This is a genomic window from Streptomyces sp. DH37 (assembly GCF_029813835.1).
In the GTDB taxonomy this organism is placed as follows: domain Bacteria; phylum Actinomycetota; class Actinomycetes; order Streptomycetales; family Streptomycetaceae; genus Streptomyces.
The window spans coordinates 103427-126966 of the sequence record NZ_JARVKV010000010.1 but is presented as its reverse complement, the minus strand read 5'-3'; the positions used below and the strand labels follow the sequence as shown (position 1 = coordinate 126966).

The following is a 23540-nucleotide window of genomic DNA, read 5'->3' as shown; positions in this document are numbered from 1 at the left end:
CGGCCGCCGTCCGCAGGTCCCCGTGGGGCCCGTGCCGTCGTGACGACGGTGCGGGCCCCACGCCCGTACCACCGACGCACCACCACCCGACCGGGAGCATCCATGTACTTCACCGACCGCGGCATCGAGGAGCTGGCGCAGCGGCGCGGCGAGGAGGAGGTCACCTTCGAGTGGCTCTCCGAGCAGCTGCGGACCTTCGTCGACCTCAATCCGGACTTCGAGGTGCCCGTCGAGCGGCTGGCGACCTGGCTGGCGCGCCTGGACGACGAGGACGACGACTGAGGAGGACGACCGAGGAGGCCGGCTGAGGACGGCTGAGAACGACCGAGGACGGCCGGCGGCCCGCCCGCCGCGGGGCCGCCGGGAGACCTTGACTTCCCCACACCGCGATATATCGTGTCTCCCCAGGGACGCGATATGTCGTCGTACGCCGAACCAGGGGAGGCCGTCGTGCCAGGCCGGTCCGAGTGGTCCGTGGACGAGCCGTGCGGGCTCGTCTTCGAGGAGGACGTCCACACGCTGCGGGTCCGCGTCGTGGGCGGCGCGGTGAACGTCGTCGGCACCGGCGCCCCGCCCGCACGGCTGGAGGTCGGGGCCGTCACCGGCCCCCCGCTGACCGTCCGCCTGGAGGACGGCACCCTCACGGTCGCCTACGACGACCTGCCCTGGAAGGGCTTCCTCACCCTCCTCGACCGCGAGGGCGGGCGGCACAGCGCCGACGTGTCGCTCGCCGTGCCCGCCGGTGTCCGGGTCGAGGTCGGCGTGATCGGGGCCGACGCGGTGCTCACCGGCATCGGAGGACGCGCCGAGGTGCGCGGCATCACCGGCGGCGTCACGCTGGTGGGCCTGAGCGGCGACGTACGGGCCGACACGGTGTCCGGCGGCGTGGAGGCGCAGGGCGTGACGGGGGACCTGCGCTTCAGCTCCGTCTCCGGCGATCTGACGGTCATCGACGGCGGCGGCTCGTCGGTGCGGGCCGACTCGGTCAGCGGCGACATGGTGGTCGACCTGGCCCCGGCCCGGGAGCGGCGGCGCACCGACGTCCGGCTGAACTCCGTGTCGGGCGGCATAGCCCTGCGGCTGCCGGACCCGGCCGACGCCGTCGTGGACGCGGGCACCGCCGGCGGCGCCGTCTCCTGCGCCTTCGAGGACCTGCGGGTCTCCGGGCAGTGGGGCGCCAGACGGATCACCGGCACCCTCGGCCGGGGCGGCGGACTGCTGCGCGCCACCACCGTCTCCGGCTCGATCGCCCTGCTGCGCCGCCCGGAGCCGGACGCCGGCGAGGAGGCCGGCGATCCCCACGGACCCGGCGGCACGCCTCCGCCGGCCGAGCCCTCCCCCCGTAAGGACGTGTGACATGCCCCCCGTCTTCGCCCACGGCCGACTCCGTCTCTACCTGCTGAAACTGCTCGACGAGGCGCCACGCCACGGCTACGAGGTGATCCGGCTGCTGGAGGAGCGCTTCCAGGGGCTGTACGCGCCCTCGGCCGGCACGGTCTACCCGCGGCTGGCCAAGCTGGAGGCCGAGGGCCTGGTCAGCCACACCACCGAGGGCGGCCGCAAGGTCTACTCCCTCACCGACGCGGGCCGCGCCGAGCTGGCCGAGCGGCAGGGCGAGCTGGCCGAGCTGGAGCTGGAGATCCACCAGTCGCTGGCGGCGCTGGCCGCCGACATCCGCGAGGACGTGAGCGGCGCGGCCGGCGATCTGCGCCGCGAGATGCGCGAGGCGGCGGAGCGGACCCGCAGTGCGACCGGGGACGCCGGGGGCACCGGGGATGCCGCCGACATGGGGGACATCGGAAACATCTGGGACATCGGGGGAGGCGGGAACGCCGGGGACGCCCCGGCGGGCGGGTCCGCGTCCGGCTGGGAGAAGGCCTGGGAGGGCGGCTGGGGCGACCAGGAGGCGCTGCGGGCCGCGCGCGAGGAGATGCGCCGGGCGGGCGAGCAGTGGAAGGAGCAGGCCCGCCGCGCCCGCCAGGAGGCCCAGCAGGCCAGGCACCAGGCGCGCAGGGCGCGCCAGGCGCGGGACGCCGCGCTGGAGGACGCCCAGCGGATCATCCGCCAGGTCCAGGAGCAGGTGCAGTCGCACACCCAGCAGGGCGCGGTGCGCGCGGCCGTGTCGGAGCTGAGCAGGCACCTGGGCGGCCTGAGCGGCCTGATCACCGGCCACACCACGCCCCGCCCGCCGCACGCCGGGCCGGACCCCCGGGCGGAGGCGGCGGACGCACCGGCGGAGGGCGCACCGCCGGAGGACGCACCACCGGAGGACGCGCCGGCGCCGGAGTGGGCCGAGGAGCCCGCCGCGCCCTCCGGCGACCCGCGGCGCGATCTGGAGCGGCTGCTGGACCGGTTCCGCGACGACGTGCGGGACGCGGCCCGCGACCACGGGGTGAGCGAGGAGCAGTTGCGCGAGGCCCGCCGCCATCTGTCCACGGCGGCGGCGCGCATCGCCGCTCTGCTGCGGTCGCGCGACGCGGACGGGCCGGAGGCGTAGGAAACGCGGTGGTCCTCCCCCGCGCCGGGGGAGGACCACCGGGCCCGTCGGACCGTCAGACCGTCAGACCGTCAGACCGTCAGACCGTCAGGACGATCTTGCCGAAGAGGTCGCCCGTCGCCATCTTCTCGAAGCCCTCGCGGGCCCGGTCCAGCGGCAGGACGGAGTCGATCACCGGGCGGACGCCCTTGGCCGCGCAGAAGTTCAGCAGCCCGGCCAGCTCCTCCTTGGAGCCCATCGTGGAGCCGACGACCTTCAGCTCCAGGAAGAAGATCCGGTTCAGCTCGGTGGCGGGCGGGTTCGGGCCGCTGGTGGCGCCCGAGATGACCAGCCTGCCGCCGGGCTTGAGGGACTTCACCGAGTGGGACCAGGTGGCGGCGCCGACCGTCTCGATCACCGCGTCCATCCGGTGCGGCAGCCGCGCGCCGCTCTCGAACGCGCCCTCGGCGCCCAGCTCCTCGGCCCGCCTGCGCTTGGCCTCGTCGCGGCTGGTGGCGAAGACCCGCAGGCCCGCCGCGGCGCCCAGCGCGATGGCCGCCGTGGCGACGCCGCCGCCCGCGCCCTGCACCAAGACGGAGTCCCCGGGGCGCACCTCGGCGTTGGTGAAGAGCATCCGGTACGCGGTCAGCCACGCCGTCGGCAGGCAGGCGGCCTCCTCGAAGGAGAGCTCCTTCGGCTTGGGCAGCACGTTCCACTGCGGTACGGCGACCCGCTCGGCGAAGGTGCCCTGGTACTTCTCGGTCAGGATCGAGGGCCTCTCGCGCGGCCCGACCCCGTGGCCGGTCGCGCCGACGACGGAGTACAGCACGACCTCGTTGCCGTCGGCGTCCACCCCGGCCGCGTCGCAGCCGAGGATCATCGGCAGCGACTCCTCGCCCAGGCCGACGCCGCGCAGGGACCACAGGTCGTGGTGGTTGAGGGACGCCGCCTTGACGTCGACGGTCGTCCAGCCGAGCGGGACGTCCGGTTCCGGACGCTCGCCCAGCTCGAGTCCGTTCAGCGGCTGGTCACGGTCGATGCGCGCGGCATAGGCAGCAAACATGATCCGAACCCTAGGCCGAGCGGGGCCGTCGCGAAACCGGGCGGCGGTGTGACACGCGCCGCTGACCAGCGAGGCGGCCCGCGGGCACCGGGGAAACGGAAGGCGGTACGGGCCCCGGGCCGGGATCCGTACCGCCTCCGCCTCGGCGTCCGCGTCTCAGAGGACCTTCGACAGGAACGCCTTCGTCCGCTCGTGCTGCGGGTCGGTCAGCACCTCGCGCGGGTGGCCCGACTCCACGACCACGCCGTCGTCCATGAAGACCAGCGAGTCGCCGACCTCCCGGGCGAAGCCCATCTCGTGGGTGACGACGATCATCGTCATGCCGTCCTCGGCGAGGTCGCGCATGACGTCGAGCACCTCGCCGACCAGCTCGGGGTCGAGCGCCGAGGTGGGCTCGTCGAAGAGCATCAGCTTGGGCTCCATCGCCAGCGCGCGGGCGATGGCCACGCGCTGCTGCTGGCCGCCGGAGAGCTGGGAGGGGTAGTTGCCGACGCGGTTGCCGAGCCCGACGCGGTCCAGCAGCCTCAGGGCCCGCTCCCGGGCGGCCGCCCGGGACTCGCCCTTGACCTGGACGGGCGCCTCCATGACGTTCTCCACCGCGGTCATGTGCGGGAAGAGGTTGAAGCGCTGGAAGACCATGCCGATGTCGCGGCGCTGGGCGGCGACCTCGCGCTCCTTGAGCTCGTAGAGCCTGTCGCCCTTCTGCCGGTAGCCGACGAGGCGGCCGTCGACCGACAGCCGCCCGGCGCTGATCTTCTCCAGGTGGTTGATGCAGCGCAGGAAGGTGGACTTGCCGGAGCCGGACGGGCCGACCAGGCAGAACACCTCCCCCGGGGCGACCTCCAGGTCGATGCCCTTGAGGATGTGGGCGTGGCCGAAGGACTTGTGGACGCCCTCCGCCTTCACCATCGGGACAGTGGAGGTGGTCATACCGTCTTCCCTCCCACCTGGCTCGGCGTGCGGAACGAGGTGAGGCTCTTCCTCACCCGCTGCCACGGGGTGGGCGGCAGGCTGCGGGACGACCCGCGCTGGAAGTGGCGCTCCAGGTAGTACTGGCCGATGCTGAAGATGGTGGTGAGCACCAGGTACCAGACGGTCGCCACCAGCAGCAGCTCCATCACCGAGAGGTTGCGCGAGGAGATCTTGGTGGCCGACAGCAGCAGTTCGCCGTACTGGATGGCGTAGGCCAGCGACGAGGTCTTGAGCATGTTGATGAACTCGTTGCCCGTCGGCGGGATGATGACCCGCATGGCCTGCGGCAGCACGATGCGGCGCATGGTGCGGGAGCCGGTCATGCCGAGCGCGTGGGCCGCCTCGGTCTGGCCCTCGTCCACCGACTGGATGCCCGCCCGGCTGATCTCGGCCATGTAGGCGGCCTCGTTCAGGCCCAGGCCCAGCAGCGCGGCGAGGAACGGCGTCATCACGTCGTTCATCTCGTCGCGGTAGAAGCCCAGGTCCAGGATCGGGAAGATCAGCGCCAGGTTGTACCAGATCAGCAGCTGCACCAGGACGGGAGTGCCGCGGAAGACCCAGATGTAGCCCCAGGCGACGGACGACATCACCGGGTTCTTCGAGAGCCTCATCACCGCGAGGACCGTGCCGAGCACCACGCCCATGAGCATGGCGAGCAGGGTGATCCACAGGGTGTTGACCGCGCCCGTGAGGATCGTCTCGTGGTTGAGGTAGCGGCCCACCGTCGGCCAGGTGATGTCGGCGTTGACGAAGGCCGCCACCACCAGGCCGAGCAGGACGAGCACGATCACGGCGCTTATCCAGCGGCCGTAGTGGCGTACCGGGATGGCCTTGATGGCCTCGGGCGGGACCGGGGAGCTCTTGGCCGCCGGCCCCGCGCCGCCCGGCCCGGCGCCGTCGTCCTTGGCGATGGACACCGGGACCGGGGTCTTGTCTTCAGGTTCGGACACGGAGAGTTACCTTTGCTGTGGAGCTGCGGGATCCGGTACGGCTCACTTGCCGCCGTTGACGGTGGCCTCCTCGACCGCGGCGTTGGTGACCTCCCACTTCTCCAGGACCTTCTGGTACTCGCCGTTCTCGATGATGGCGTCGAGGGCGGCCTTGATGGCGTCGCGCAGCTGGGTGTCCTCCTTGCTGACGGCGATGCCGTAGGGGGCGGCGTCGATCTGGTCGCCGACGACCTCGAAGTCGTTGCCGCCGCCGGAGGTCTTGGCGTTGTACGCGGCGACGGGGTAGTCGTTGATGTCGGCGACCGCGCGGCCCTGCTTGACCTGGAGCAGCGCCTCGGTGTCCTTGTCGAAGGCGAGGATCTTGATCGGCTTGTCGCACTTCTCGTTCTGCGCCTCGGCGAGCTCCTCGTTCGCCGTGCCGCGCTGGAGCGCGACGGTCCGGCCGCAGAGGTCGTCCAGGCTCTTGATGCCCTCGGGGTTGCCCTTCTTGACCAGGATCGTGGAGCCGGCCCGGAAGTAGTCGACGAAGTCGACGCCCTCGCCGACCTTCTTGCCCTTGTCGTCGAGGCCTTCCTGGCGCTGCTTGGTGTCGGTCATCGCCGACATGATCACGTCGTGGCGGCCGGAGTTCAGACCGGTGATCAGCCCGTCGAAGGTCCCGTTGCTGAACTCGAACTCGACGCCGAGCTGCTTGCCCAGGGCCGCGCCCAGGTCCGGGTCGATGCCGGCGATCTGGTCGTTCTCGTCGTAGAACTCGACCGGCGCGTACGCGATGTCCGAGCCGACCTTGATGACGCCCGCGGACTGGATGTTCTGGGGGAGCTTGTCGAACAGCGGCGCCTGGGAGCCCTGGGACTTCGTGTCGCCGCCGCCCTCGCCGCCCTTGTCCGTCTGGTCGCCGCACGCGGTCAGCAGCAGGGAGCCGGCGGCCGCGACGGCCGCGACCGCGGTGAGACGGCGGCGCGCGGACGGCCGGCGGGAGCCATCCACCGGGGGCAGGGGGCGGGTGGTGCGTGCGGTCATGGGTGGTCCTCCTGCGGGGTGATGTGGAGTGTCCGGTGGTCGGCCGGCCACGCCCTGGGCGCGCCGCGACACTGCGGGATGAAGGGAATCTTGCCATCCGGACACCTGAGGCCAGGATGCCAACCATGTCAAAATCGGATAACGGGTGGCCGGGAACGATCGTCGGCCGACACCGCGCGGGCCCTCGCGCCCACCCGCCCGGACCGCTCGTATGAGCACTGGCGCGCGCGAAGAGAGCTTCGTCACTCCCCTCCTGGGGTGTTAAGCGGTCTTCCAGCCTTCCTACAGGCTCTTTGCCCAGCATGCCCCCATGCCCGGCGCACTTCGCGGGCAGCCACTGAGACGAAAGACATTCGTGCGCGGTGGCGCTCATCCGGTAGAAAGAGCAGTTACACCCCTCACCCGGGGACCAGGGCATGTGTGCGACGTGCCCGGCGTCCGTTTCTCCCCCGACGGCGGCCCCATCCGCCGGACGGGCCGCGGGCGCGGTGCCCGCCCGCTCCTCGACCAGGCAGCGGCCGCCCTCGACAAGGAATTCAACAAAGGGGTCAGAACAGTGGCAGCGGAGATCGTCAATTCCCAGGGCGAGCTGGACGACGGCGTCGAGCCGGCCATCGATCCGGCGTTCGCCCTGCACCGCGGCGGCAAGATGGCGGTCCGGGCGACCGTGCCGGTGCGGGACGCGGACGACCTTTCCCTGGCCTACACACCGGGTGTGGCCAAGGTGTGCAGCGCCATCGCCGAGCAGCCGGACCTGGTCCACGACTACACCTGGAAGTCCCAGGTCGTCGCGGTCGTCACGGACGGCACCGCGGTGCTGGGCCTGGGCGACATCGGCCCGCAGGCGTCCCTGCCGGTGATGGAGGGGAAGGCGATCCTCTTCAAGCAGTTCGGCGGCGTCGACGCGGTGCCGATCGCGCTGGACTGCACCGGCGTGGACGAGATCGTGGAGACCGTCGTCCGGCTCGCGCCCTCCTTCGGCGGCATCAACCTGGAGGACGTCTCCGCCCCCCGCTGCTTCGAGATCGAGCGCAGGCTCCAGGAGCGCCTGGACATCCCGGTCTTCCACGACGACCAGCACGGCACGGCGGTCGTCACCCTCGCCGCGCTGCGCAACGCCGCCCGGCTGCGCGGGGTCGCGCTCGGCGAGCTGCGGGCCGTCATCTCCGGCGCGGGCGCGGCCGGCGTGGCCATCGCCAGGATCCTGGTGGAGGCGGGCATCGGCGACGTGGCGGTCTGCGACCGCAAGGGCATCGTCTCGGCCGACCGCACCGACCTCACCGACGTCAAGCGGGAGCTGGCGGGCTTCACCAACAAGGCGGGCCTGAGCGGGTCGCTGGAGTCGGCGCTGGACGGCGCGGACGTCTTCATCGGCGTCAGCGGGGGCACGGTCCCCGAGGAGGCCGTCTCGAGGATGGCGGAGGACGCCTTCGTCTTCGCCATGGCCAACCCCACCCCGGAGATCCACCCGGACGTCGCCCGCAGGTACGCCTCGGTCGTCGCCACCGGCCGCAGCGACTACCCGAACCAGATCAACAACGTCCTCGCCTTCCCCGGCATCTTCGCGGGCGCCCTCCAGGTGCGGGCCTCGCGGATCACCGAGGGCATGAAGCTGGCCGCCGCCGAGGCGCTGGCCGCGGTGGTCGCCGACGAGCTGAGCGCCGACCGCGTGATCCCCTCGCCCTTCGACGAGCGGGTCGCCCCGGCCGTGACCGCCGCCGTCGCCGCCGCCGCCCGCGCGGAGGGCGTGGCGCGGCGCTGAGCCGAGCCGAGTGAGCGGCCTCCGACGAGGCCGCGGACCGCGCCGCGGCTGCACCCGGTCGCTTACGGGTCGTTCCCCGGTCACCTCAGCCCGAGCACCATCGCGTCGGCCGGCGACGCCCACACCGTGCGCGCCTCGGCGAAGCCCGCCGCGCGCAGCGCGTCCACGTGCCAGGCGGCGGACTGCGCCTCGCCGTCGGAGTGGTCCCCCGCGACCGGGTCGCCGAAGATGCGGAAGCGCTCGGCGGCCGGCTCCGCCAGCGCCGGGTCGGCGGCGGCCGACGCCCACCAGTCCGCCCAGTCCTGCGTGCCCGCGGCCTTCTCGCGTTCGCGCCGCGCCCGGTGGAAGGCGTCCACGGCCTCGTTGATCCGGGGCGTGGCGGGATCGGGCATGTGGTCGGCGTTGAGGAGGACCCCGCCCTCCCGCAGGACGCCCGCGAGCTGTCCGTACAGCGTCCGCAGCTCGTCGGTGCGCAGCCAGTGCAGCGCGGTGGAGGTGAGCACGGCGTCGTAGGCGCGGTGCGGCAGGGCGTCGGTCCACCGCGGGTCCCGCAGGTCGGCGGTGACGAAGGCGACGCGGGAGTCGGCGGCGAAGTACCCGCGCGCGATGGTCAGCAGGGCCGGGTCGAGATCGACCCCGGTGCTGGTGGCCCCGGCGAACCGGCGCAGCAGCCGGTCGGAGATGCTTCCCGTGCCGCAGGCCAGGTCCAGCACCTTCGGCGCGGTGCCCACCAGCGCCTCGACCGTGTCGAGCATCGTCCGGAACCGCTCCTCGCGGTCGGGCAGGTACCACTCCTGCTGCCGGTCCCAGCTCTCCTGCCAGCGGCGCCAGTCCGTGCGCACGGCCGCGCCCGCCCTCGTCCCCGCTTCCGCCTCTGCCACGGCAACCCCCTGCGTCCCTGATGCGTAATAGTCTGGTTCTGCGGACAACCCTTACTTGTCCCGGCCCCGACCATAGAGCGCATCCGTAAGGACCACAAGTGGAACTGAACTATTACTCGGACTACGCCGTGCGGCTGGTCAACACCGAGCAGCCGCAGCGCGGCGAGGACGCGCTCACCTCGGTCGAGGCCGTACGCGCCCTCTTCGGCCCCGGCCAGGCCGCCGCACGGCGCGCCACGGAGGCCGACGTGACCCGGCTGCGGGGCGTGCGCACACGGCTGCGCGCGGTCTTCACGGCCGCCTCGGAGGGGGACGAGACCAGGGCCGTGGACCTGCTCAACGCCCTGCTGATGGAGTTCCCGGCCAGTCCCCAGATCTCCGGCCACGACTACCTGGACGACGACGGCCGCCCCCGCTGGCACCTGCACCTGGCCGACCACCCCGCCAACGCCACGGCCGGGTACGCGGCCGTGGCCTGCATGGGGCTGGCCTTCCACCTCACCGACCTGGGCGTGGACCGGCTGGGCATCTGCCAGGCCGACCCTTGCCGCAACGCCTACCTGGACACCTCGACCAACCGCTCCCGGCGCTACTGCTCGGACCGCTGCGCGACCCGCGCCAACGTCGCCGCCTACCGGGCCCGCAAACGCCTGGAGAGCAGCGGCCGCACCGCCGAGAAGAGCCAGCCGAGCAGCGCGCCGGGGGTGCGCTGAACCCGCCGCAGGGGCCGCAGCCGCACCCACGCCCGCGCCACCACGAGCTCGTCGGGCACCACCCCGAACTCGCGGCTGTCGTTGCGCACCGCCGGGTTGTCGCCCCGCACCCACCAGCCGCCCGCGCGCCGTCCCACGGCACGCTTGACGATCAGCAGGTCGTGCTGGAAGGGGTGCCGCACCACGACCACGTGCCCGGGCCGCACCACTCCCCCGTAGCGCACCACCAGCAGGTCGCCGGGGCGCAGCGTCGGTTCCATCGACGGGTTGTAGACCTCGGCCAGCCCGATCCGCAGCAGCCCGCGGCCCTCCTGCTCGTCCACCCGCTCCGGCATACGCCGCACCTCCGGTCCTCGTCCTCGCGCCTCCGCCTCCCCGCTTCCCGGGTCGTCCCCGTACCCCTCGGACTTTTGTCCTAGACGGGTGGGGGCGCACGCGAAAAGGCGTTCCTCACGGAGTAATCTCACATGTGAGAAGACGATCACGAGGAAGGACAGCTCTATGCTCTCCCGCCTGTTCGCCCCCAAGGTGAAGGTCAGCGCCCACTGTGACCTTCCCTGCGGCGTCTACGACCCGGCCCAGGCCCGCATCGAGGCCGAGTCGGTCAAGGCCATCCAGGAGAAGTACCAGGCGAACGACGACCCGCACTACCGGGCGCGTGCGACGTACATCAAGGAGAACCGGGCCGAGCTCGCCAAGCACCACATCTCGGTGCTGTGGAGCGACTACTTCAAGGCCCCGCACTTCGAGAAGTACCCGCAGCTCCACCAGCTGGTGAACGACGCCCTCAAGGCCGCCTCGGCCGCCAAGGCCTCCACCGACCCGGCGACGGGCCAGAAGCTGCTGGACCTCATCGCCGAGATCGACAAGATCTTCTGGGAGACCAAGAAGGCCTGACCCGGACCGGGCCCCGGCCCGCGTCCCTCCGGACCCACCGGTCCTTCCTTCCGCACCCGGCCCGCCGGGTTCCGCACCCGGGACCCGCGGCGGTCCGGGTGCGGCCCTTTCCCCGGGGCTCCCCCGCCCGGGCCCCCGATCCGGCCCGGCCCTTCCTCAGCGTGCCCCGCCGTCCGGCGCGTCCACCGGGTCCGGAAGGGGCTCGCACAGCTCCCGCCAGGCCGCGGGGACGGCCCGCAGGCCCGTACGGGCGGCCACGACGCCGCCGGTGATGGCGCAGGTGGTGTCCACGTCCCCCAGCCCCTCGGCCGTGCTCCACAGTGCCGGGACCAGGTCGTCCAAATGGTGGGCGGCGCTCCACAGCGCGAACGGCACGGTGTCCGAGGCGCGGACGCGCGCCCCGTTGCCCAGGACGTCGGAGGCGCGGTGGGCCGGGGTGCCGGCGGGCAGGGCGGCGGCGGCCAGCAGCCCGTCGCGCACGGGCCCCCCGGGCGTGGCCCCGGCCGTCTCGCCGAGCAGGTCCTCCGGGGCCGCCGGCGCCCCGCCGCGTCCGCCCGCGGCCAGTGAGGCGGCCACCGCGACCGCCACGGCCCCGGCGACGCCCTCGGGGTGGGCGTGGGTGACGGCCGCCGAGGCGGCGGCCTCGGCGGCGGCGCGCTGCGGGTCCCCGGCGAACCAGGCGCCCAGCGGGGCGACCCGCATGGCCGCGCCGTTGCCGAGACTGCCCCGGCCGCCGAAGAGCGCCCGCGCCCGGGCCTCCCAGCCGCCCGGGTCGGACGCGAGCCGCGGCAGCAGCTCGTGCATGCCGCGGCCGTAGCCCCGCCCCGGATCGGCCGCGTACGCCGCGGCGAACTCGCGTGCCAGCGCCTCCGGATCGACCGCCCGCGCCCGCAGCAGCACCCGTACCACGCACAGCGCCATGGCGGTGTCGTCGGTCCAGTGCCACGGCGCCTCGTCCGGGATCCTGCGGGCCCGGATCATCCCGGCCGCCTCGCGCGGCTCGCGGAAGGACCACCGCTGCCCGAATCCGTCGCCCAGCGCCAGGCCGCGCAGGCTGTCCAGCGCCGCGGCGGGCACGCCGTCCCGTCCGGCCTCCGTTCCCCCTGCGTCCGTCATGCCGGCCATGCTCGCGGGTGGGCCCGTCCGGCGCCACTCCCCACCGGCCCCGCGGGATACCCCTCACCCGGCCCGGGCGGCGACGGCCGTCCCCTGCGCGACGGCGCACGGCGCCGGTTCCCCGCTTCCGGCCCCGCCGTCGAGCACAGGGATCCCTCCCGCAGCGGCGCACGGCCTGCCGCCGTCCGGAGCGGACGGCGCGGGCGGTGGCGCGGAGCGTCCCGCCGCGCGCCGGGCCGAGGTGGGCGGTGTGAGGCCGCCGGTCAGCACCCGGGAGTCGAGCGCGGCGCCGCCCGCGGGGGTGGCGGCGTCCGCCGCGTGGGAGGGCGCTCCGCCGTGGACGAAGCCGTGGACGAAGCCGTGGACGAAGCCGTGCTGCTGCCGCAGCCCGTCGCGGACGCCGGGTTCCGGCACGACCCCGTCGGGCCCGAAGGAGGCCGGCCGGTCCCCTCCACTCGATCCGGCCCGGTCCGGCCCCGGGTCCCGGACGCCGTCAGGCCGGCGGCCCGCAGCGCGGGGAATCGCTGCGGGCCGCCGGCCCGGCCGACTGTCCGTCCGTGCTCAGACGAGCTGGGAGGCCCGGCGGGCGAGCTGCGCACGCCCGAACAGCAGGGCGTAGCCGGGCGGAAGCCGGTCGATGATCCGGTCGAGCAGGTCGTCGTCGGCGAGTTCGGCGACGACGCTCAGCACGGAGCTGACGTCCCACCGCGCGGTCGCCGGGGTGGCGCCCTCGATGCGCGCCGCGACGCTGTCGACGAACTGCGCGCCGCTGAGCGGCTTGGTGACCTTGAGCTGGTCGGTCAGTACGCGCATGCCCTCCTGGGGGAGGCGGACGGCCAGTTCCGTTCGCTCCGCGCCGGTGAGGTGACCGCCGAGGGCCGAGAGCACGATCCGGGAGACGCTCTCGGCCTCCTTGGCCGTCGGGTACTGCCCCCGCTCACGAACCCTCGCCACGAACTCGCTCCACCGCATGGTCCATCTCCCCTTCCGTACTGACTGGTACCGGTGAGGTGGTCGGCACGGGCCGTCGCCCACCGCCCCGCCAGGAGCGCGGAGCAGCCGGCGGTGCGGCACTGAGTGCAATGCCCTCCGCCCATCTGTATAGCTCAGGTCAAGAAAACTTGACAACAGTCGGCTCAGAGCAACGCAGCCACCTCGTATCAGCCCTGATCTCGGGGAGGCGCGACAGCGGGCTTCCATCGACCGGGGCGTACACCCATGTGCCCGGGAAAAGCGCTTTCATACGGAAGGGATGCCGGTGTTCGCGAAGGCGTACGGGCGCCCTCCGGCGGCGCCGCGCGGCAGCGGCCCTGCGCCGCGGCTCGGCACACCGGTGCGCCACGGCGCTGACCTCGGCTTCCTCCCCCTCCGTGCGCCCGGTTCGGCGGCGTGCGGGAAGTGGGGGAGGAAAAGTCCGATGCGTCGTATGACGGATCTCACACGGGGCCGCGGCGGGCGAAGCGGAGCCGCGGTCCTGCGCGTCGGCGGCGGAGCGCGCCGCTTCGGCGGGGCACGGGACGACCGCCGCGCCGCTCCGGTGAGGGCCGCGCCGCCGGCGCACGGACAGCCGCCGTCACAACCGCAATCCCGGGACCGCCGGAGGGGCGGGGCGGCCGACGGCCCCGGAGGCGCCCGCACGGCACCCACCGCGCTCCCGGGGGTGACACGGGGTGCCACACCGACGCGACAATGGCGGAGTGAGCAGCGCGACCCCTCTCTCCGGCTTCCCCGGCTCCCCCGGCCCCTCCGGCTCCCCCGGCTCCTCCGGCTCCTCCGGCTCCTCCGGCTCCTCAGACCCCCTGGCGGCCCTGGACGCACTCGCCCCCCGCCTCCCCTCCCCCCTGACGGAGGTCGCCGACGAGCGCTTCGCGCGCCGCGGCGTGCGCCTGCTGCTCAAGCGCGACGACCTGATCCACCCGGACCTCGTCGGCAACAAGTGGCGCAAGCTCGTGCCCAACCTGCGCGCCGCCGCGCTGGCCGGCGACCGCACGTTGCTGACCTTCGGCGGGGCGTACTCCAACCACCTGCGCGCCACGGCCGCCGCCGGGCGCCTGCTGGGACTGTCCACGATCGGGGTCGTACGGGGCGAGGAACTCGCCGGCCGGCCCCTGAACGCCTCCCTGGCGCGCTGCGCCGCGGACGGCATGCGGTTGCACTTCGTGACGCGGGCGGCGTACCGCCGCAGGAACGATCCGGAGTGGACGGACACGCTGCGCGACCGCTTCGGGCCCTTCCGCCTCGTACCGGAGGGCGGCAGCGACGCCGAGGCCGTGCGGGGCGCCGCGGAGCTGGGACGGGAACTGCGCGGGGCCGCCGACGTGGTGGCCGTCGCGTGCGGCACCGGCGGCACCCTCGCCGGACTGGCCGCCGGCCTGGCGGACGGGCAGCGCGCGATCGGCTTCTCCGTCCTGCGGGGCGGCTTCCTCGCCGGGGACGTGGAGCGTCTCCAGTACGCCGCCTTCGGCGGGCGCCGCGGCGACTGGACGGTGGAGGACCGCTTCCACTGCGGCGGCTTCGCCCGCACCACCGACGCGCTGGAGTCCTTCGCCGCGGACTTCGCCGCCCGGCACGGGCTGCCCGGCCTGGACCGCGTGTACGTCGCCAAGGTCCTGTACGGCCTGACGGCCCTGGCCGGGGAGGGCGCCTTCCCCGCCGGAGCGACGGTGGCCGCCGTGGTCACCGGCTAGCCTTCACGGCATGATCCGACCAGCGGCCCCCGCCGACGTCCCGGCGATCCACGCCATGATCCGCGAACTGGCGGAGTACGAGCGCTCACTGGAGGAGGCCAGGGCCACCGAGGAGCAGTTGCGCGACGCCCTCTTCCGCGAGAACCCGGCCGTCTTCGCCCTGGTCGCCGAGGACGACCGGAGCGGCGAGCCGGTCGGCTTCGCCCTGTGGTTCCTCAACTTCTCGACCTGGACCGGCACGCACGGGGTGTACCTGGAGGACCTGTACGTCCGCCCCGCCGCGCGCGGCGCGGGCCACGGCAGGGCGCTGCTGGCCGAACTCGCGCGCCTCTGCGTCGAACGGGGTTACGAACGGTTCCAGTGGTGGGTACTGAACTGGAACGAGCCCGCCATCGGCTTCTACAAGTCGCTGGGCGCCGAGCCGATGGACGAGTGGACGGTCTTCCGCCTCTCCGGCGAGCCGCTGCGGGCCCTCGCCGCCGGAAGGGCGCCGGGGGATCCCGGGGACGGGGAACAACCGGGGCGTCCCGGAGCGCTGTGAACACAGCGTGACCGGTACGGAATTCGGCACCGCAGACCCCTAGCCACGGACAGTACCCATGTGTTTACTATGGGTTACGTTCGCAGGAAGGGTGCCCTTCCGGACCCGGGCGACAGCATGCCTCGGATCACGATAGCGTCGCAGTCGAACGATCTGCCGCGCCGGTCCGTTGACCCACTGCAACAGGGTTGCCGGACCTGCGTTCACGGCAGCCACCAGCTCGTGTCACCTTGGAGGTGAGGGTGTCCCAGATCGCAGGCGAGCCCGGGACGCAGGACTTCGTCGAGGTCCGGCTGCCCGCCGCGGGCGCCTACCTTTCGGTGCTGCGTACCGCCACCGCCGGTCTCGCGGCCCGCTTGGACTTCACCCTCGACGAGATCGAGGATCTGCGCATCGCCGTCGACGAGGCGTGCGCCATCCTGCTCCAGCAAGCGGTCCCCGGCAGCGTACTGAGCTGCGTGTTCAAGCTCGTCGGGGACTCCCTGTGGGTGACGGTGTCGGCGCCCACCACCGACGGCCGCGCCCCCGAGCGCGACACCTTCGCCTGGACGGTGCTCTCCGCACTGGCGGGCGAGGTCGACTCGGCCGTGGCCGAGGATCGAACGGTCAGCATCAGCCTGCACAAGAAGCGCGGCGCCGGCCCAGGGGCGCCGTGACCGGCGCACACGGGCCGGTACGGGACAAGGGGGTCGGTGTGAACGACCTGGAGAGCGAAACGCGGACGGGCCGCCACGAGAAGGCGGCGGGCCCGGTCATCCCCGAGCAGCACGCACGGCCTCATCCAGCCGAACCTGATCAGCGGGCAGAGCGGGCGGGGGCCATGGAGAACCAGCAGCACGGCACAGACGGGGACGGCGGCAGCGGCGGGGACGGCGGAGGCGCCGTCTACGTGCACCGCCAGCCGGATCCGCAGGACCGCAGCGGCGCACGGGACCTGTTCGTCAGACTGCGCGGTCTCCCGGCCGGCTCGCCCGAGCGGGCCGAACTGCGCAACATCCTGGTGCGGATGCACCTGCCGCTGGTGGAGCACCTGGCGCGGCGCTTCCGCAACCGCGGCGAGCCGCTGGACGACCTGACGCAGGTCGCCACGATCGGCCTGATCAAGTCGGTGGACCGCTTCGACCCGGAGCGCGGCGTGGAGTTCTCCACCTACGCCACCCCGACGGTCGTCGGCGAGATCAAGCGGCACTTCCGCGACAAGGGCTGGGCGGTGCGGGTGCCGCGCCGGCTCCAGGAGCTGCGGCTGTCCCTGACGACGGCCACCGCCGAGCTGTCCCAGCAGCACGGGCGCGCCCCGACCGTCCACGAGCTGGCCGAGCGGCTGTCGATCTCCGAGGAGGAGGTCCTGGAGGGCCTGGAGTCGGCGAACGCCTACAGCACGCTCTCCCTCGACGTCCCGGACACCGACGACGAGTCCCCGGCCGTCGCGGACACCCTGGGCGCGGAGGACGACGCCCTGGAGGGCGTGGAGTACCGGGAGTCGCTCAAGCCGCTGCTGGAGGAGCTGCCGCCGCGCGAGAAGAAGATCCTGCTGCTGCGCTTCTTCGGCAACATGACCCAGTCCCAGATCGCCCAGGAGGTCGGCATCTCGCAGATGCACGTCTCGCGCCTGCTGGCCCGCACCCTGGCGCAGCTGCGCGACCGGCTGCTGGTGGAGGAGTAGCCCGCCGGCCCGCCGGTCAGGCGTCCCGGGGCTCGCGCGGGCCGATGCCCAGGGCCTCGGTGGCCGTCGGGTTCACCAGGCAGACGAGCACGGCCAGCGCGGTGAGCGCGATGACCGCTCCGGCGGCGAGCCACACGCCGCCGTTCTGCGCCATCTGCCAGCCCACCGGGAGCGCCATCAGCTGGACGATCACCGCCGGTCCGCGGCTCCACCGGCGCCGCAGCCACAACCCCCGCGCGGCGGCCAGCGGCAGCACCGCCAGTGCCAGCACGGTCGCGGCCCCGGCGAGGGCCTGCGTCGTGTCGTCGGCCCGGCTGCCGGTCAGCAACATCACCAGCATGCCCGCCCCCAGGCCCGCGACCACAGCGCCCTGCACCGCCACCAGGACGGCCGCGGCGGTGATCCGCGCCGGCCGGGGGGATCCGGGGGTGCGGGGGGCTTCGGCGGAGGATGCGTCCGTGGTCACCCAGCCAGGGTAGCGGGGCGGACTCCCCCGACCCTCCGACCGGCCGCGGCCCGGCCGCAGCCCACCCGCCGGCCGCTCCGAGCCCGTCCGTCTCGAGCGCGCGGGGGTGGGTACGCTGCACACCATGCGCGCGCTCCTCGTGGTCAACCCGGCAGCCACCACCACCAGTGCCCGCACCCGCGACGTCCTCATCCACGCCCTGGCCAGCGACCTGAAGCTGGAGGTCGCCACCACCGAGTACCGGGGCCACGCGCGCGATCTGGGGCGGCAGGCGGTGCAGCGCGGGGAGATCGAGCTGGTCATCGTGCTCGGCGGGGACGGCACGGTCAACGAGGTCGTCAACGGGCTGCTGCACGCCGGCCCCGCCCCCGACGTCCTCCCCCGCCTCGCGGTCGTGCCCGGGGGTTCGACCAACGTCTTCGCCCGCGCCCTCGGCCTGCCCAACGACGCGGTGGAGGCCACGGGCGCCCTGCTGGGCGCGCTGAACGCGGGCAGCGAGCGCACGGTGGGCCTGGGCCTCGCGGCCGGCACGCCGGGGACGGACGACGCGGAGGTGCCGCCCCGCTGGTTCACCTTCTGCGCGGGGCTCGGCTTCGACGCGGGCGTGGTGGGCCGGGTCGAGCAGATGCGCGAGCGCGGCAGGCGTTCGACGCACGCCCTCTACGTGCGTCAGGTGGTGCGGCAGTTCCTGGGGGACCCGTACCGCCGCCACGGGACGATCACCCTCCGGCGGCCGGACGAGGAGCCGGTCGAGGACCTGGCGCTGTCCATAGTCTGCAACACCGCGCCCTGGAGCTACCTGGGCAACCGCCCGCTGTACGCGGCCCCCCGGGCGTCCTTCGACACCGCCCTCGACGTGCTCGGCCTGACCCGGCTCACCCCGTCCGCGGTGACCCGCTACGGGGCCCAGCTGCTGGCCTCCTCGCCCGAGCGGGGCCCGCACGGCAAGCACGCGGTCTCCCTTCACGACCTCACCGACTTCACCTTGGATTCGCAGGTGCCGCTGCCGTTTCAGATGGACGGTGACCACCTGGGACTGCGTACGAGCGTGACGTTCACAGGCGTACGCCGTGCACTGCGTGTGATTGTGTAAGTGGATGTGGTGAAAGTCCTTTCACTCGAACGTTTAGGCCAGCTTCCACCCCCTGGAAGTACGGCTGTGACCTAGTTGACACCAAGGAATCAAAAAAAACTTTCCGGAAGGGGTTGTATCCGCCGCCGAGGTTTGCGAGTCTCTTCATGGCGATCGGGACGGTCGACGCCGACCCCCTTGAGAGCCCCGAATCCACCTCCTCATCCCTCGGGACACTCCCGGCGAAGCCGGGCGCTGCCCCTTCCCTTGCGGAGGGATTCGTGAAAGCGTTCACATTCACAAGCAACTACCGCAACGCGTAGGAGATGGAGCAGCCATGGACTGGCGTCACAACGCCGTTTGCCGCGAGGAAGACCCCGAGCTCTTCTTCCCCATCGGCAACACCGGTCCTGCGCTGCTGCAGATCGAGGAAGCCAAGGCCGTCTGCCGCCGCTGCCCCGTGATGGAGCAGTGCCTGCAGTGGGCCCTGGAGTCCGGCCAGGACTCCGGTGTCTGGGGTGGCCTCAGCGAGGACGAGCGCCGCGCTATGAAGCGCCGCGCCGCCCGCAACCGGGCGCGCAAGGCCACTGCCTGACGCCCACCCCGCCACCTGCTGCCCCCGAGCCGCAGCGCGCAGTGCCCACAGTGCGCACCGCAACGACGACGTCGAGCCCCGGACCGTACACATCACGGTCCGGGGCTCGGTGCTGTGCGGGGCGCCCGCGCGGGGGCTAGCGCCTCTCCGGTTCCACGGGGATGTCCAGGACCACCCGGGTGCCGCCCCCGGGGGCCGGGAGCATGTCGAAGCCCCCCTCCAACTCCCCCTCGACCAGCGTCCGCACGATCTGCAGCCCCAGGTTGCCCGCGGTGCGCACGTCGAAGCCCTCCGGCAGGCCGCGCCCGTCGTCCTGCACGGTGACCAGCAGCCGTCCCCCCTCGCGGCCGGCTCCCGCGCCGCGGACGGCGGCGACCTCCACGGTGCCCCGCTCCCCCGGCCGGAAGCCGTGCTCCAGGGCGTTCTGCAGCACCTCCGTGAGCACCATGGACAGCGGGGTGGCGACCTCCGCCGCCAGTACGCCGAAGCGGCCCGTGCGGCGTCCCGTGACCATGCCCGGGGAGATCTCGGCGACCATCGCCAGCACCCGGTCGGCTATCTCGTCGAACTCGACGCGCTCGTCCAGCGTCTGGGACAGCGTCTCGTGGACGATCGCGATCGAGCCGACCCTGCGGACGGCCTCCTCCAGCGCCTCCCGCGCGGTGCCGCCGGTGCCCGCGCCGATCCGCCGGGCCTGGAGCCGCAGCAGGGCGGCGACGGTCTGGAGGTTGTTCTTCACCCGGTGGTGGATCTCCCGGATGGTGGCGTCCTTGGTGATCAACTCCCTCTCCCGGCGGCGCAGTTCGGTGACGTCGCGCAGCAGGATGAGCGAACCGATCCGGACGCCCTTCGGCTTGAGCGGGATGGCCCGCAGCTGGACGACGCAGCCGTTGCCCTCGATCTCGGTCTCGCGCGGGGCCCAGCCGCTGGCGAGCTTGACCAGCGACTCGTCCACCGGGCCCCGGGAGGGCGCCAGTTCGGCGGTGGCCTGGCCCAGGTGCAGCCCGACCAGGTCGGCGGCGAGGCCGAGCCGGTGGTAGGCGGAGAGCGCGTTGGGGCTGGCGTACTGGACGACGCCGTCGGCGCCGAGCCGGATCAGTCCGTCGCCGACCCGCGGGGAGGCGTCCATGTCGACCTGCTGGTCGGGGAAGGGGAACGATCCCGCGGCGATCATCTGCGCGAGGTCCGAGGCGCTCTGCAGGTAGGTCAGCTCCAGCCGGCTGGGCGTGCGCACGGTCAGCAGGTTGGTGTTGCGGGCGATGACGCCCAGGACGCGGCCCTCGCGGCGCACGGGGATCGACTCGACCCGCACCGGCACCTCCTCGCGCCACTCCGGGTCGCCCTCGCGGACGATCCGGCCCTCGTCGAGGGCGGCGTCCAGCAGCGGCCGGCGCCCGCGGGGGACGAGGTGGCCGACCATGTCGTCCTGGTAGGAGGTGGGGCCGGTGTTGGGGCGCATCTGCGCGACGGAGACGTAACGCGTCCCGTCCCGGGTGGGGACCCACAGCACCAGGTCGGCGAAGGAGAGGTCGGACAGCAGCTGCCACTCGGAGACCAGCAGGTGCAGCCACTCCAGGTCGGAGTCGCTGAGGGCGGTGTGCTGGCGTACGAGGTCGTTCATGGAGGGCACGGTGTGAGCCTAACCGGCGACCGATCCGGTCGTACGTCTGTGCATACGCGCTCTTGTGCGCAAGAATTGACGGCAGCCGCTTCCGCGAACCGCTGATGCGTTCAAGGCGTGGACACGTGCCTGTGGCCCGGTCCACAATGGCGAAGGCTTCCGCCCTCCCCGCACAGGAGGGTGGAACGAGACCGGGCGCTCTCTGCCCTGACTGCGCCGGGTCTCCGATCGCTCCGGGCTGCGGTGCCGGACGGGTTGAGGGTCCCGTCCCGGCGCCGCGGCCCGCGGGTGCCTCCGGGCCGGCCTCAGGATCGCCGGGCCGCCGCCCCGGACTCCTCCGCCGCCCCGGACTCCTCCCCCGCCGCTCCGGGCGCCTCCGGCCAGGCCCGCATCGCCGTGTCGGCGACCGCCTCCAGTTCCTCCCGTCCGGCGCCGTCGCGCGACTGCTGCGACATCCCCTGCAGCACCGACGCGACGAACCGGGCGAGCGCGGAGGCGTCGGTGTCCGCCGGCAGTTCCCCGGCCGCCACGCCGGCGCGTATACGGGAGGCGAACGCACGGGCGTTCTCCTCGCGCATCACGCGCAGCGCCTCGGCCACCTCCGCCGAGGCGGGCGCGGCGTTGACGGCCGCGTTGATCACCAGGCAGCCGGACGGGCGGCCCGGCGCGGTGTACTCCGCGGCGGCCTCGCGCAGCACGCGTTCGATCGCGCCCCGCGCCGTGGGCTCCTCGGCCAGGGCGCGGCCGACGAACCCGCCGTACCGGCGGACGTACGTCTCCACGACCTCCTCGAACAGCGTCCTCTTGTCGCCGAAGGCGGAGTACAGGCTGGGCGCCGCGATGCCCATGGCGCGGGTGAGGTCCGCGATCGAGGTCGTCTCGTAGCCCTGCTCCCAGAAGGCGCGCAGGGCCTTCTCCAGGGCCGTGTCCCGGTCGAAGGAGCGGGGCCTGCCGCGCTGCTTGGTCGCCATGGGTGAATTCTATAGCGTTCGCTCCGTAAAGCGTGCTACGATCTTTCTGTAGCGATCACTAAACAAGAGGGGGATCACCGTGGCCGTACCGGGGGAGAGGCTCGCGCGGGAGCGTGCGGGAGTCGTGGGGAGCGGGAGGCTGGCGGGCAGGACGGCGCTGGTCACCGGGGGCAGCCGGGGGATCGGGCGGGCCGTGGCCGAGCGGCTGGGGAGGGAGGGCGCCCGGGTCGGGGTGCACTACGGCCGCGACGAGGCGGCCGCGAAGGAGACGGTGGCGGCGATCGGGGCCTCGGGCGGCTCCGCCTTCGCGATCCGGGCGGAGCTGGGGGTGCCGGGCGACGCGGAGGCGCTGTGGGAGGCCTTCGACCGGGAGGCGGACGGGCTGGACGTCCTGGTCAACAACGCCGGGATCGACGGAGCGCGCGAGCCGATCGCCAGGGCGACCCCGGAGGACTTCGACCGGGTCTTCGCCGTCAACACCAAGGCGCCCTTCTTCATCACCCGGCTCGCTCTGGAGCGGATGCGGGACGGCGGGCGGATCGTCAACGTCTCCACGGGGCTGACGCGCGGCGCCGCCATGCCGGAGCTGATCTCGTACGCGATGTCCAAGGGCGCCGTGGACGTCTTCACCATGACCCTCGCCAAGGACCTGGCACCGCGCGGCATCACGGTCAACGCCGTGGCGCCGGGCGTGGTGGACACCGACATGAACGCGGGATGGCTGCGGGGGGACGAGACGGCCTGGCGGCGGTCCGCGGAGGTGGCGGCCCTGGGGCGGGTCGGCGAGCCGGCGGACATAGCCGACGTGGTGGCCTTCCTCGCCTCCGACGACAGCCGCTGGGTGACCGGTCAGTGGGTGGACGCGACGGGCGGCGCACTGCTGTAGGCCGCACGGACGAGGCCGCACGGACGGCGGCCGGGCCCCGCTCGACGAAGGGAGGCGCGGGGCCCGGCGCGTTGACGGGCGCGGTCAGCGGGTCTCGGTGACCTTGGCCAGGGCGCGGGGAGCGTCCGGGTCCTGGCCCCGGGCGATGGTCACCTCGTACGCCAGCATCTGCAGCGGGAGGATCTCCAGGATGGGCTGGAGCTCCTCGGGCACGTCCTCGGTCGGCAGGACGAAGCCCGCCGAGGCGTCGTCCACCTGCCGGCCGGGGCCGATGACGACGAGGTCGGCGCCGCGGTCCTTGAGCCGGTCGAGGACGGGCTGCAGTGCCCGGCCGCCCCTGCCGTCGGTGACGATGGCGATCACCGGCGAGACGTTGTCGACCATCGCCAGCGGGCCGTGCAGCAGGTCCGCGCCGGAGTAGGACAGGGCCGGGATGTAACTGGTCTCCATCAGCTTCAGCGCCGCCTCCTTGGCCGTCGGATAGCCGTAGCCGCGGGAGGTGATGACCATGCGTTCGGCGAAGCGGTAGCGGGCGGCCAGCCGCCTGACCTCGTCCTGGCGGGCCAGGATCGACTCGGCCAGGTCGGGCAGCGCCTTGGCCGCGTTGCCGAAGGCGCCGTCGCCGCCGCGCAGGCCTTCGACGAGGAGGTACAGCGACAGCAGTTCGGCGGTGTAGGTCTTGGTCGCCGGGAGCGCCTTCTCCGGGCCGGCCAGGATGTCGATGTGGAACTCGCTGACCTCGGCCAGCGGCGAGTCGGGGTTGTTGGTCACCGCCAGGGTGACGGCACCGGCCTCGCGCGCCGCCCGGGTGGAGGCGACCAGGTCGGGAGAGCCCCCGGACTGGCTGACGGCGATGACCAGGCAGTCGGTGAGGTCCTGCCGGGCCTCGTAGGCGGTGGTGGTGGACATGGAGGTGAGGCCGCAGGGTTTGCCCAGCTGGATCTCCAGCAGGTACTTGGCGTAGAGGGCGGCGTTGTCGGAGGTGCCGCGGGCGGTGAGCAGCACGAAGCGGGGGTTGCGCGCCGCGATGCGCTCGGCGACCTCGCGGATCCTCGGCGCGCCCTCGGTGAGGATGCGGCGCAGCACGGCCGGCTGCTCGGCCATCTCACCGGACATGATCCGGCCCGGCCGGTCGCCGTGCGGCGCCGGGTTCGCGGCCGGAGTCGTGGCGGACATGCTGGGGGC

Annotated in this window: 26 protein-coding genes; 13 read left to right on the top strand and 13 right to left on the bottom strand. The window is 73.3% G+C overall.

All coding sequences use genetic code 11. The annotated features are described in order from the left end of the window. Positions 1 to 102: 102 nt before the first annotated feature. From QC029_RS08390 to QC029_RS08380, 3 genes are all read left to right on the top strand, one after another. Positions 103 to 282, top strand: a complete 180-nt coding sequence (locus QC029_RS08390) for a DUF6104 family protein (RefSeq protein WP_279554845.1) — start codon at positions 103 to 105, stop codon at positions 280 to 282. 168 nt (positions 283 to 450) lie between these two features. Further along, on the top strand, positions 451 to 1356 hold the full coding sequence (locus QC029_RS08385) for a DUF4097 domain-containing protein (protein WP_279554844.1): 906 nt from the start codon (positions 451 to 453) through the stop codon (positions 1354 to 1356). Position 1357: 1 nt separating this feature from the next. After that, positions 1358 to 2497: a PadR family transcriptional regulator gene (locus QC029_RS08380; RefSeq protein ID WP_279554843.1), complete on the top strand. Its 1140-nt coding sequence runs from the start codon at positions 1358 to 1360 to the stop codon at positions 2495 to 2497. Positions 2498 to 2576: 79 nt separating this feature from the next. On the opposite strand, the gene QC029_RS08375 is transcribed toward QC029_RS08380, so the two are convergent. The 4 genes from QC029_RS08375 to QC029_RS08360 all read right to left on the bottom strand — a co-directional run bounded on the left by QC029_RS08375 (position 2577) and on the right by QC029_RS08360 (position 6484). Next, positions 2577 to 3539: a zinc-binding dehydrogenase gene (locus QC029_RS08375; RefSeq protein ID WP_279554842.1), complete on the bottom strand. Its 963-nt coding sequence runs from the start codon at positions 3537 to 3539 to the stop codon at positions 2577 to 2579. Positions 3540 to 3695: 156 nt separating this feature from the next. After that, positions 3696 to 4469 carry an amino acid ABC transporter ATP-binding protein gene (locus QC029_RS08370; protein WP_279554841.1) on the bottom strand — a complete coding sequence of 258 codons (774 nt, stop codon included), beginning with the start codon at positions 4467 to 4469 and terminating at the stop codon, positions 3696 to 3698. Continuing rightward, positions 4466 to 5422: an amino acid ABC transporter permease gene (locus QC029_RS08365; protein WP_279554879.1), complete on the bottom strand. Its 957-nt coding sequence runs from the start codon at positions 5420 to 5422 to the stop codon at positions 4466 to 4468. The genes QC029_RS08370 and QC029_RS08365 overlap by 4 nt, the downstream gene beginning before the upstream one ends. An 81-nt stretch (positions 5423 to 5503) precedes the next feature. After that, complete coding sequence (locus tag QC029_RS08360) at positions 5504 to 6484, bottom strand: ABC transporter substrate-binding protein (RefSeq protein WP_279554840.1); 981 nt, start codon at positions 6482 to 6484, stop codon at positions 5504 to 5506. Positions 6485 to 7040: 556 nt separating this feature from the next. Here QC029_RS08360 and QC029_RS08355 point away from each other — a divergent pair. Beyond that, positions 7041 to 8246: an NADP-dependent malic enzyme gene (locus tag QC029_RS08355; RefSeq protein ID WP_279554839.1), complete on the top strand. Its 1206-nt coding sequence runs from the start codon at positions 7041 to 7043 to the stop codon at positions 8244 to 8246. Positions 8247 to 8326: 80 nt separating this feature from the next. On the opposite strand, the gene QC029_RS08350 is transcribed toward QC029_RS08355, so the two are convergent. Then, positions 8327 to 9127 (bottom strand): trans-aconitate 2-methyltransferase, encoded by an 801-nt coding sequence (locus tag QC029_RS08350; protein WP_279554838.1) that lies wholly within the window; start codon positions 9125 to 9127, stop codon positions 8327 to 8329. Positions 9128 to 9225: 98 nt separating this feature from the next. Here QC029_RS08350 and QC029_RS08345 point away from each other — a divergent pair, with 98 nt between their 5' ends. Continuing rightward, positions 9226 to 9840, top strand: coding sequence for a CGNR zinc finger domain-containing protein (locus QC029_RS08345; protein ID WP_279554837.1), 615 nt, complete (start codon positions 9226 to 9228; stop codon positions 9838 to 9840). On the opposite strand, the gene sodX is transcribed toward QC029_RS08345, so the two are convergent. Beyond that, positions 9759 to 10175: a nickel-type superoxide dismutase maturation protease gene (gene sodX, locus QC029_RS08340; RefSeq protein WP_279554836.1), complete on the bottom strand. Its 417-nt coding sequence runs from the start codon at positions 10173 to 10175 to the stop codon at positions 9759 to 9761. The two genes, QC029_RS08345 and sodX, sit on opposite strands and share 82 nt — an antisense overlap. A 166-nt stretch (positions 10176 to 10341) precedes the next feature. Here sodX and sodN point away from each other — a divergent pair, with 166 nt between their 5' ends. Beyond that, on the top strand, positions 10342 to 10737 hold the full coding sequence (sodN, locus tag QC029_RS08335) for a superoxide dismutase, Ni (RefSeq protein ID WP_279554835.1): 396 nt from the start codon (positions 10342 to 10344) through the stop codon (positions 10735 to 10737). A gap of 156 nt (positions 10738 to 10893) precedes the next feature. On the opposite strand, the gene QC029_RS08330 is transcribed toward sodN, so the two are convergent. The 3 genes from QC029_RS08330 to QC029_RS08320 form a co-directional block, all read right to left on the bottom strand. Beyond that, positions 10894 to 11853 (bottom strand): ADP-ribosylglycohydrolase family protein, encoded by a 960-nt coding sequence (locus tag QC029_RS08330; RefSeq protein ID WP_279554834.1) that lies wholly within the window; start codon positions 11851 to 11853, stop codon positions 10894 to 10896. 63 nt (positions 11854 to 11916) lie between these two features. After that, entirely contained in the window at positions 11917 to 12267 is a 351-nt protein-coding gene (locus QC029_RS08325) for a hypothetical protein (RefSeq protein WP_279554833.1), read from the bottom strand. A gap of 147 nt (positions 12268 to 12414) precedes the next feature. Further along, positions 12415 to 12825 (bottom strand): DUF2267 domain-containing protein, encoded by a 411-nt coding sequence (locus QC029_RS08320; protein ID WP_279554832.1) that lies wholly within the window; start codon positions 12823 to 12825, stop codon positions 12415 to 12417. 827 nt (positions 12826 to 13652) lie between these two features. Between QC029_RS08320 and QC029_RS08315 the strand changes: the two genes are divergently transcribed. The 4 genes from QC029_RS08315 to QC029_RS08300 all read left to right on the top strand — a co-directional run bounded on the left by QC029_RS08315 (position 13653) and on the right by QC029_RS08300 (position 16744). Continuing rightward, complete coding sequence (locus QC029_RS08315; protein ID WP_279554878.1) at positions 13653 to 14540, top strand: pyridoxal-phosphate dependent enzyme; 888 nt, start codon at positions 13653 to 13655, stop codon at positions 14538 to 14540. A 10-nt stretch (positions 14541 to 14550) separates the two neighbouring features. Beyond that, complete coding sequence (locus tag QC029_RS08310) at positions 14551 to 15081, top strand: GNAT family N-acetyltransferase (RefSeq protein ID WP_279554831.1); 531 nt, start codon at positions 14551 to 14553, stop codon at positions 15079 to 15081. Positions 15082 to 15323: 242 nt separating this feature from the next. Beyond that, the gene (locus QC029_RS08305) at positions 15324 to 15737 is read left to right on the top strand and encodes an anti-sigma regulatory factor (protein ID WP_093661399.1); all 414 of its coding nucleotides are present in this window, start codon (positions 15324 to 15326) and stop codon (positions 15735 to 15737) included. Continuing rightward, on the top strand, positions 15626 to 16744 hold the full coding sequence (locus QC029_RS08300; RefSeq protein ID WP_279554876.1) for an RNA polymerase sigma factor SigF: 1119 nt from the start codon (positions 15626 to 15628) through the stop codon (positions 16742 to 16744). Before QC029_RS08305 ends, QC029_RS08300 begins: the two co-directional genes overlap by 112 nt. Before the next feature lie 16 nt (positions 16745 to 16760). Here QC029_RS08300 and QC029_RS08295 read toward each other — a convergent pair whose 3' ends face one another. Further along, entirely contained in the window at positions 16761 to 17210 is a 450-nt protein-coding gene (locus QC029_RS08295; RefSeq protein WP_279554830.1) for a hypothetical protein, read from the bottom strand. 124 nt (positions 17211 to 17334) lie between these two features. Between QC029_RS08295 and QC029_RS08290 the strand changes: the two genes are divergently transcribed. Together QC029_RS08290 and QC029_RS08285 are read left to right on the top strand one after the other, a co-directional pair. Further along, entirely contained in the window at positions 17335 to 18303 is a 969-nt protein-coding gene (locus tag QC029_RS08290) for a diacylglycerol kinase family protein (protein WP_279554829.1), read from the top strand. 316 nt (positions 18304 to 18619) lie between these two features. Further along, entirely contained in the window at positions 18620 to 18877 is a 258-nt protein-coding gene (locus QC029_RS08285) for a WhiB family transcriptional regulator (protein WP_028427873.1), read from the top strand. A 136-nt stretch (positions 18878 to 19013) separates the two neighbouring features. On the opposite strand, the gene QC029_RS08280 is transcribed toward QC029_RS08285, so the two are convergent. Together QC029_RS08280 and QC029_RS08275 are read right to left on the bottom strand one after the other, a co-directional pair. Beyond that, positions 19014 to 20498, bottom strand: coding sequence for a PAS domain-containing sensor histidine kinase (locus tag QC029_RS08280; protein WP_279554826.1), 1485 nt, complete (start codon positions 20496 to 20498; stop codon positions 19014 to 19016). Between the two features lie 305 nt (positions 20499 to 20803). After that, positions 20804 to 21469 (bottom strand): TetR/AcrR family transcriptional regulator, encoded by a 666-nt coding sequence (locus QC029_RS08275; protein WP_279554825.1) that lies wholly within the window; start codon positions 21467 to 21469, stop codon positions 20804 to 20806. Positions 21470 to 21593: 124 nt separating this feature from the next. Here QC029_RS08275 and QC029_RS08270 point away from each other — a divergent pair, with 124 nt between their 5' ends. Further along, on the top strand, positions 21594 to 22355 hold the full coding sequence (locus QC029_RS08270) for an SDR family oxidoreductase (RefSeq protein ID WP_279554874.1): 762 nt from the start codon (positions 21594 to 21596) through the stop codon (positions 22353 to 22355). Between the two features lie 84 nt (positions 22356 to 22439). Here QC029_RS08270 and QC029_RS08265 read toward each other — a convergent pair whose 3' ends face one another. Then, the gene (locus QC029_RS08265) at positions 22440 to 23531 is read right to left on the bottom strand and encodes an SIS domain-containing protein (protein ID WP_279554824.1); all 1092 of its coding nucleotides are present in this window, start codon (positions 23529 to 23531) and stop codon (positions 22440 to 22442) included. Positions 23532 to 23540 lie beyond the last annotated feature (9 nt).

Coding starts and splice junctions, on each gene's coding strand:
- QC029_RS08390 (WP_279554845.1), top strand. CDS start 103: ATGTACTTCACCGACCGCGGCATCGAGGAGCTGGCGCAGCGGCGCGGC.
- QC029_RS08380 (WP_279554843.1), top strand. CDS start 1,358: ATGCCCCCCGTCTTCGCCCACGGCCGACTCCGTCTCTACCTGCTGAAA.
- QC029_RS08375 (WP_279554842.1), bottom strand. CDS start 3,539: ATGTTTGCTGCCTATGCCGCGCGCATCGACCGTGACCAGCCGCTGAAC.
- QC029_RS08370 (WP_279554841.1), bottom strand. CDS start 4,469: ATGACCACCTCCACTGTCCCGATGGTGAAGGCGGAGGGCGTCCACAAG.
- QC029_RS08360 (WP_279554840.1), bottom strand. CDS start 6,484: ATGACCGCACGCACCACCCGCCCCCTGCCCCCGGTGGATGGCTCCCGC.
- sodX (WP_279554836.1), bottom strand. CDS start 10,175: ATGCCGGAGCGGGTGGACGAGCAGGAGGGCCGCGGGCTGCTGCGGATC.
- sodN (WP_279554835.1), top strand. CDS start 10,342: ATGCTCTCCCGCCTGTTCGCCCCCAAGGTGAAGGTCAGCGCCCACTGT.
- QC029_RS08330 (WP_279554834.1), bottom strand. CDS start 11,853: ATGACGGACGCAGGGGGAACGGAGGCCGGACGGGACGGCGTGCCCGCC.
- QC029_RS08320 (WP_279554832.1), bottom strand. CDS start 12,825: ATGCGGTGGAGCGAGTTCGTGGCGAGGGTTCGTGAGCGGGGGCAGTAC.
- QC029_RS08310 (WP_279554831.1), top strand. CDS start 14,551: ATGATCCGACCAGCGGCCCCCGCCGACGTCCCGGCGATCCACGCCATG.
- QC029_RS08290 (WP_279554829.1), top strand. CDS start 17,335: ATGCGCGCGCTCCTCGTGGTCAACCCGGCAGCCACCACCACCAGTGCC.
- QC029_RS08285 (WP_028427873.1), top strand. CDS start 18,620: ATGGACTGGCGTCACAACGCCGTTTGCCGCGAGGAAGACCCCGAGCTC.
- QC029_RS08280 (WP_279554826.1), bottom strand. CDS start 20,498: ATGAACGACCTCGTACGCCAGCACACCGCCCTCAGCGACTCCGACCTG.
- QC029_RS08275 (WP_279554825.1), bottom strand. CDS start 21,469: ATGGCGACCAAGCAGCGCGGCAGGCCCCGCTCCTTCGACCGGGACACG.
- QC029_RS08265 (WP_279554824.1), bottom strand. CDS start 23,531: ATGTCCGCCACGACTCCGGCCGCGAACCCGGCGCCGCACGGCGACCGG.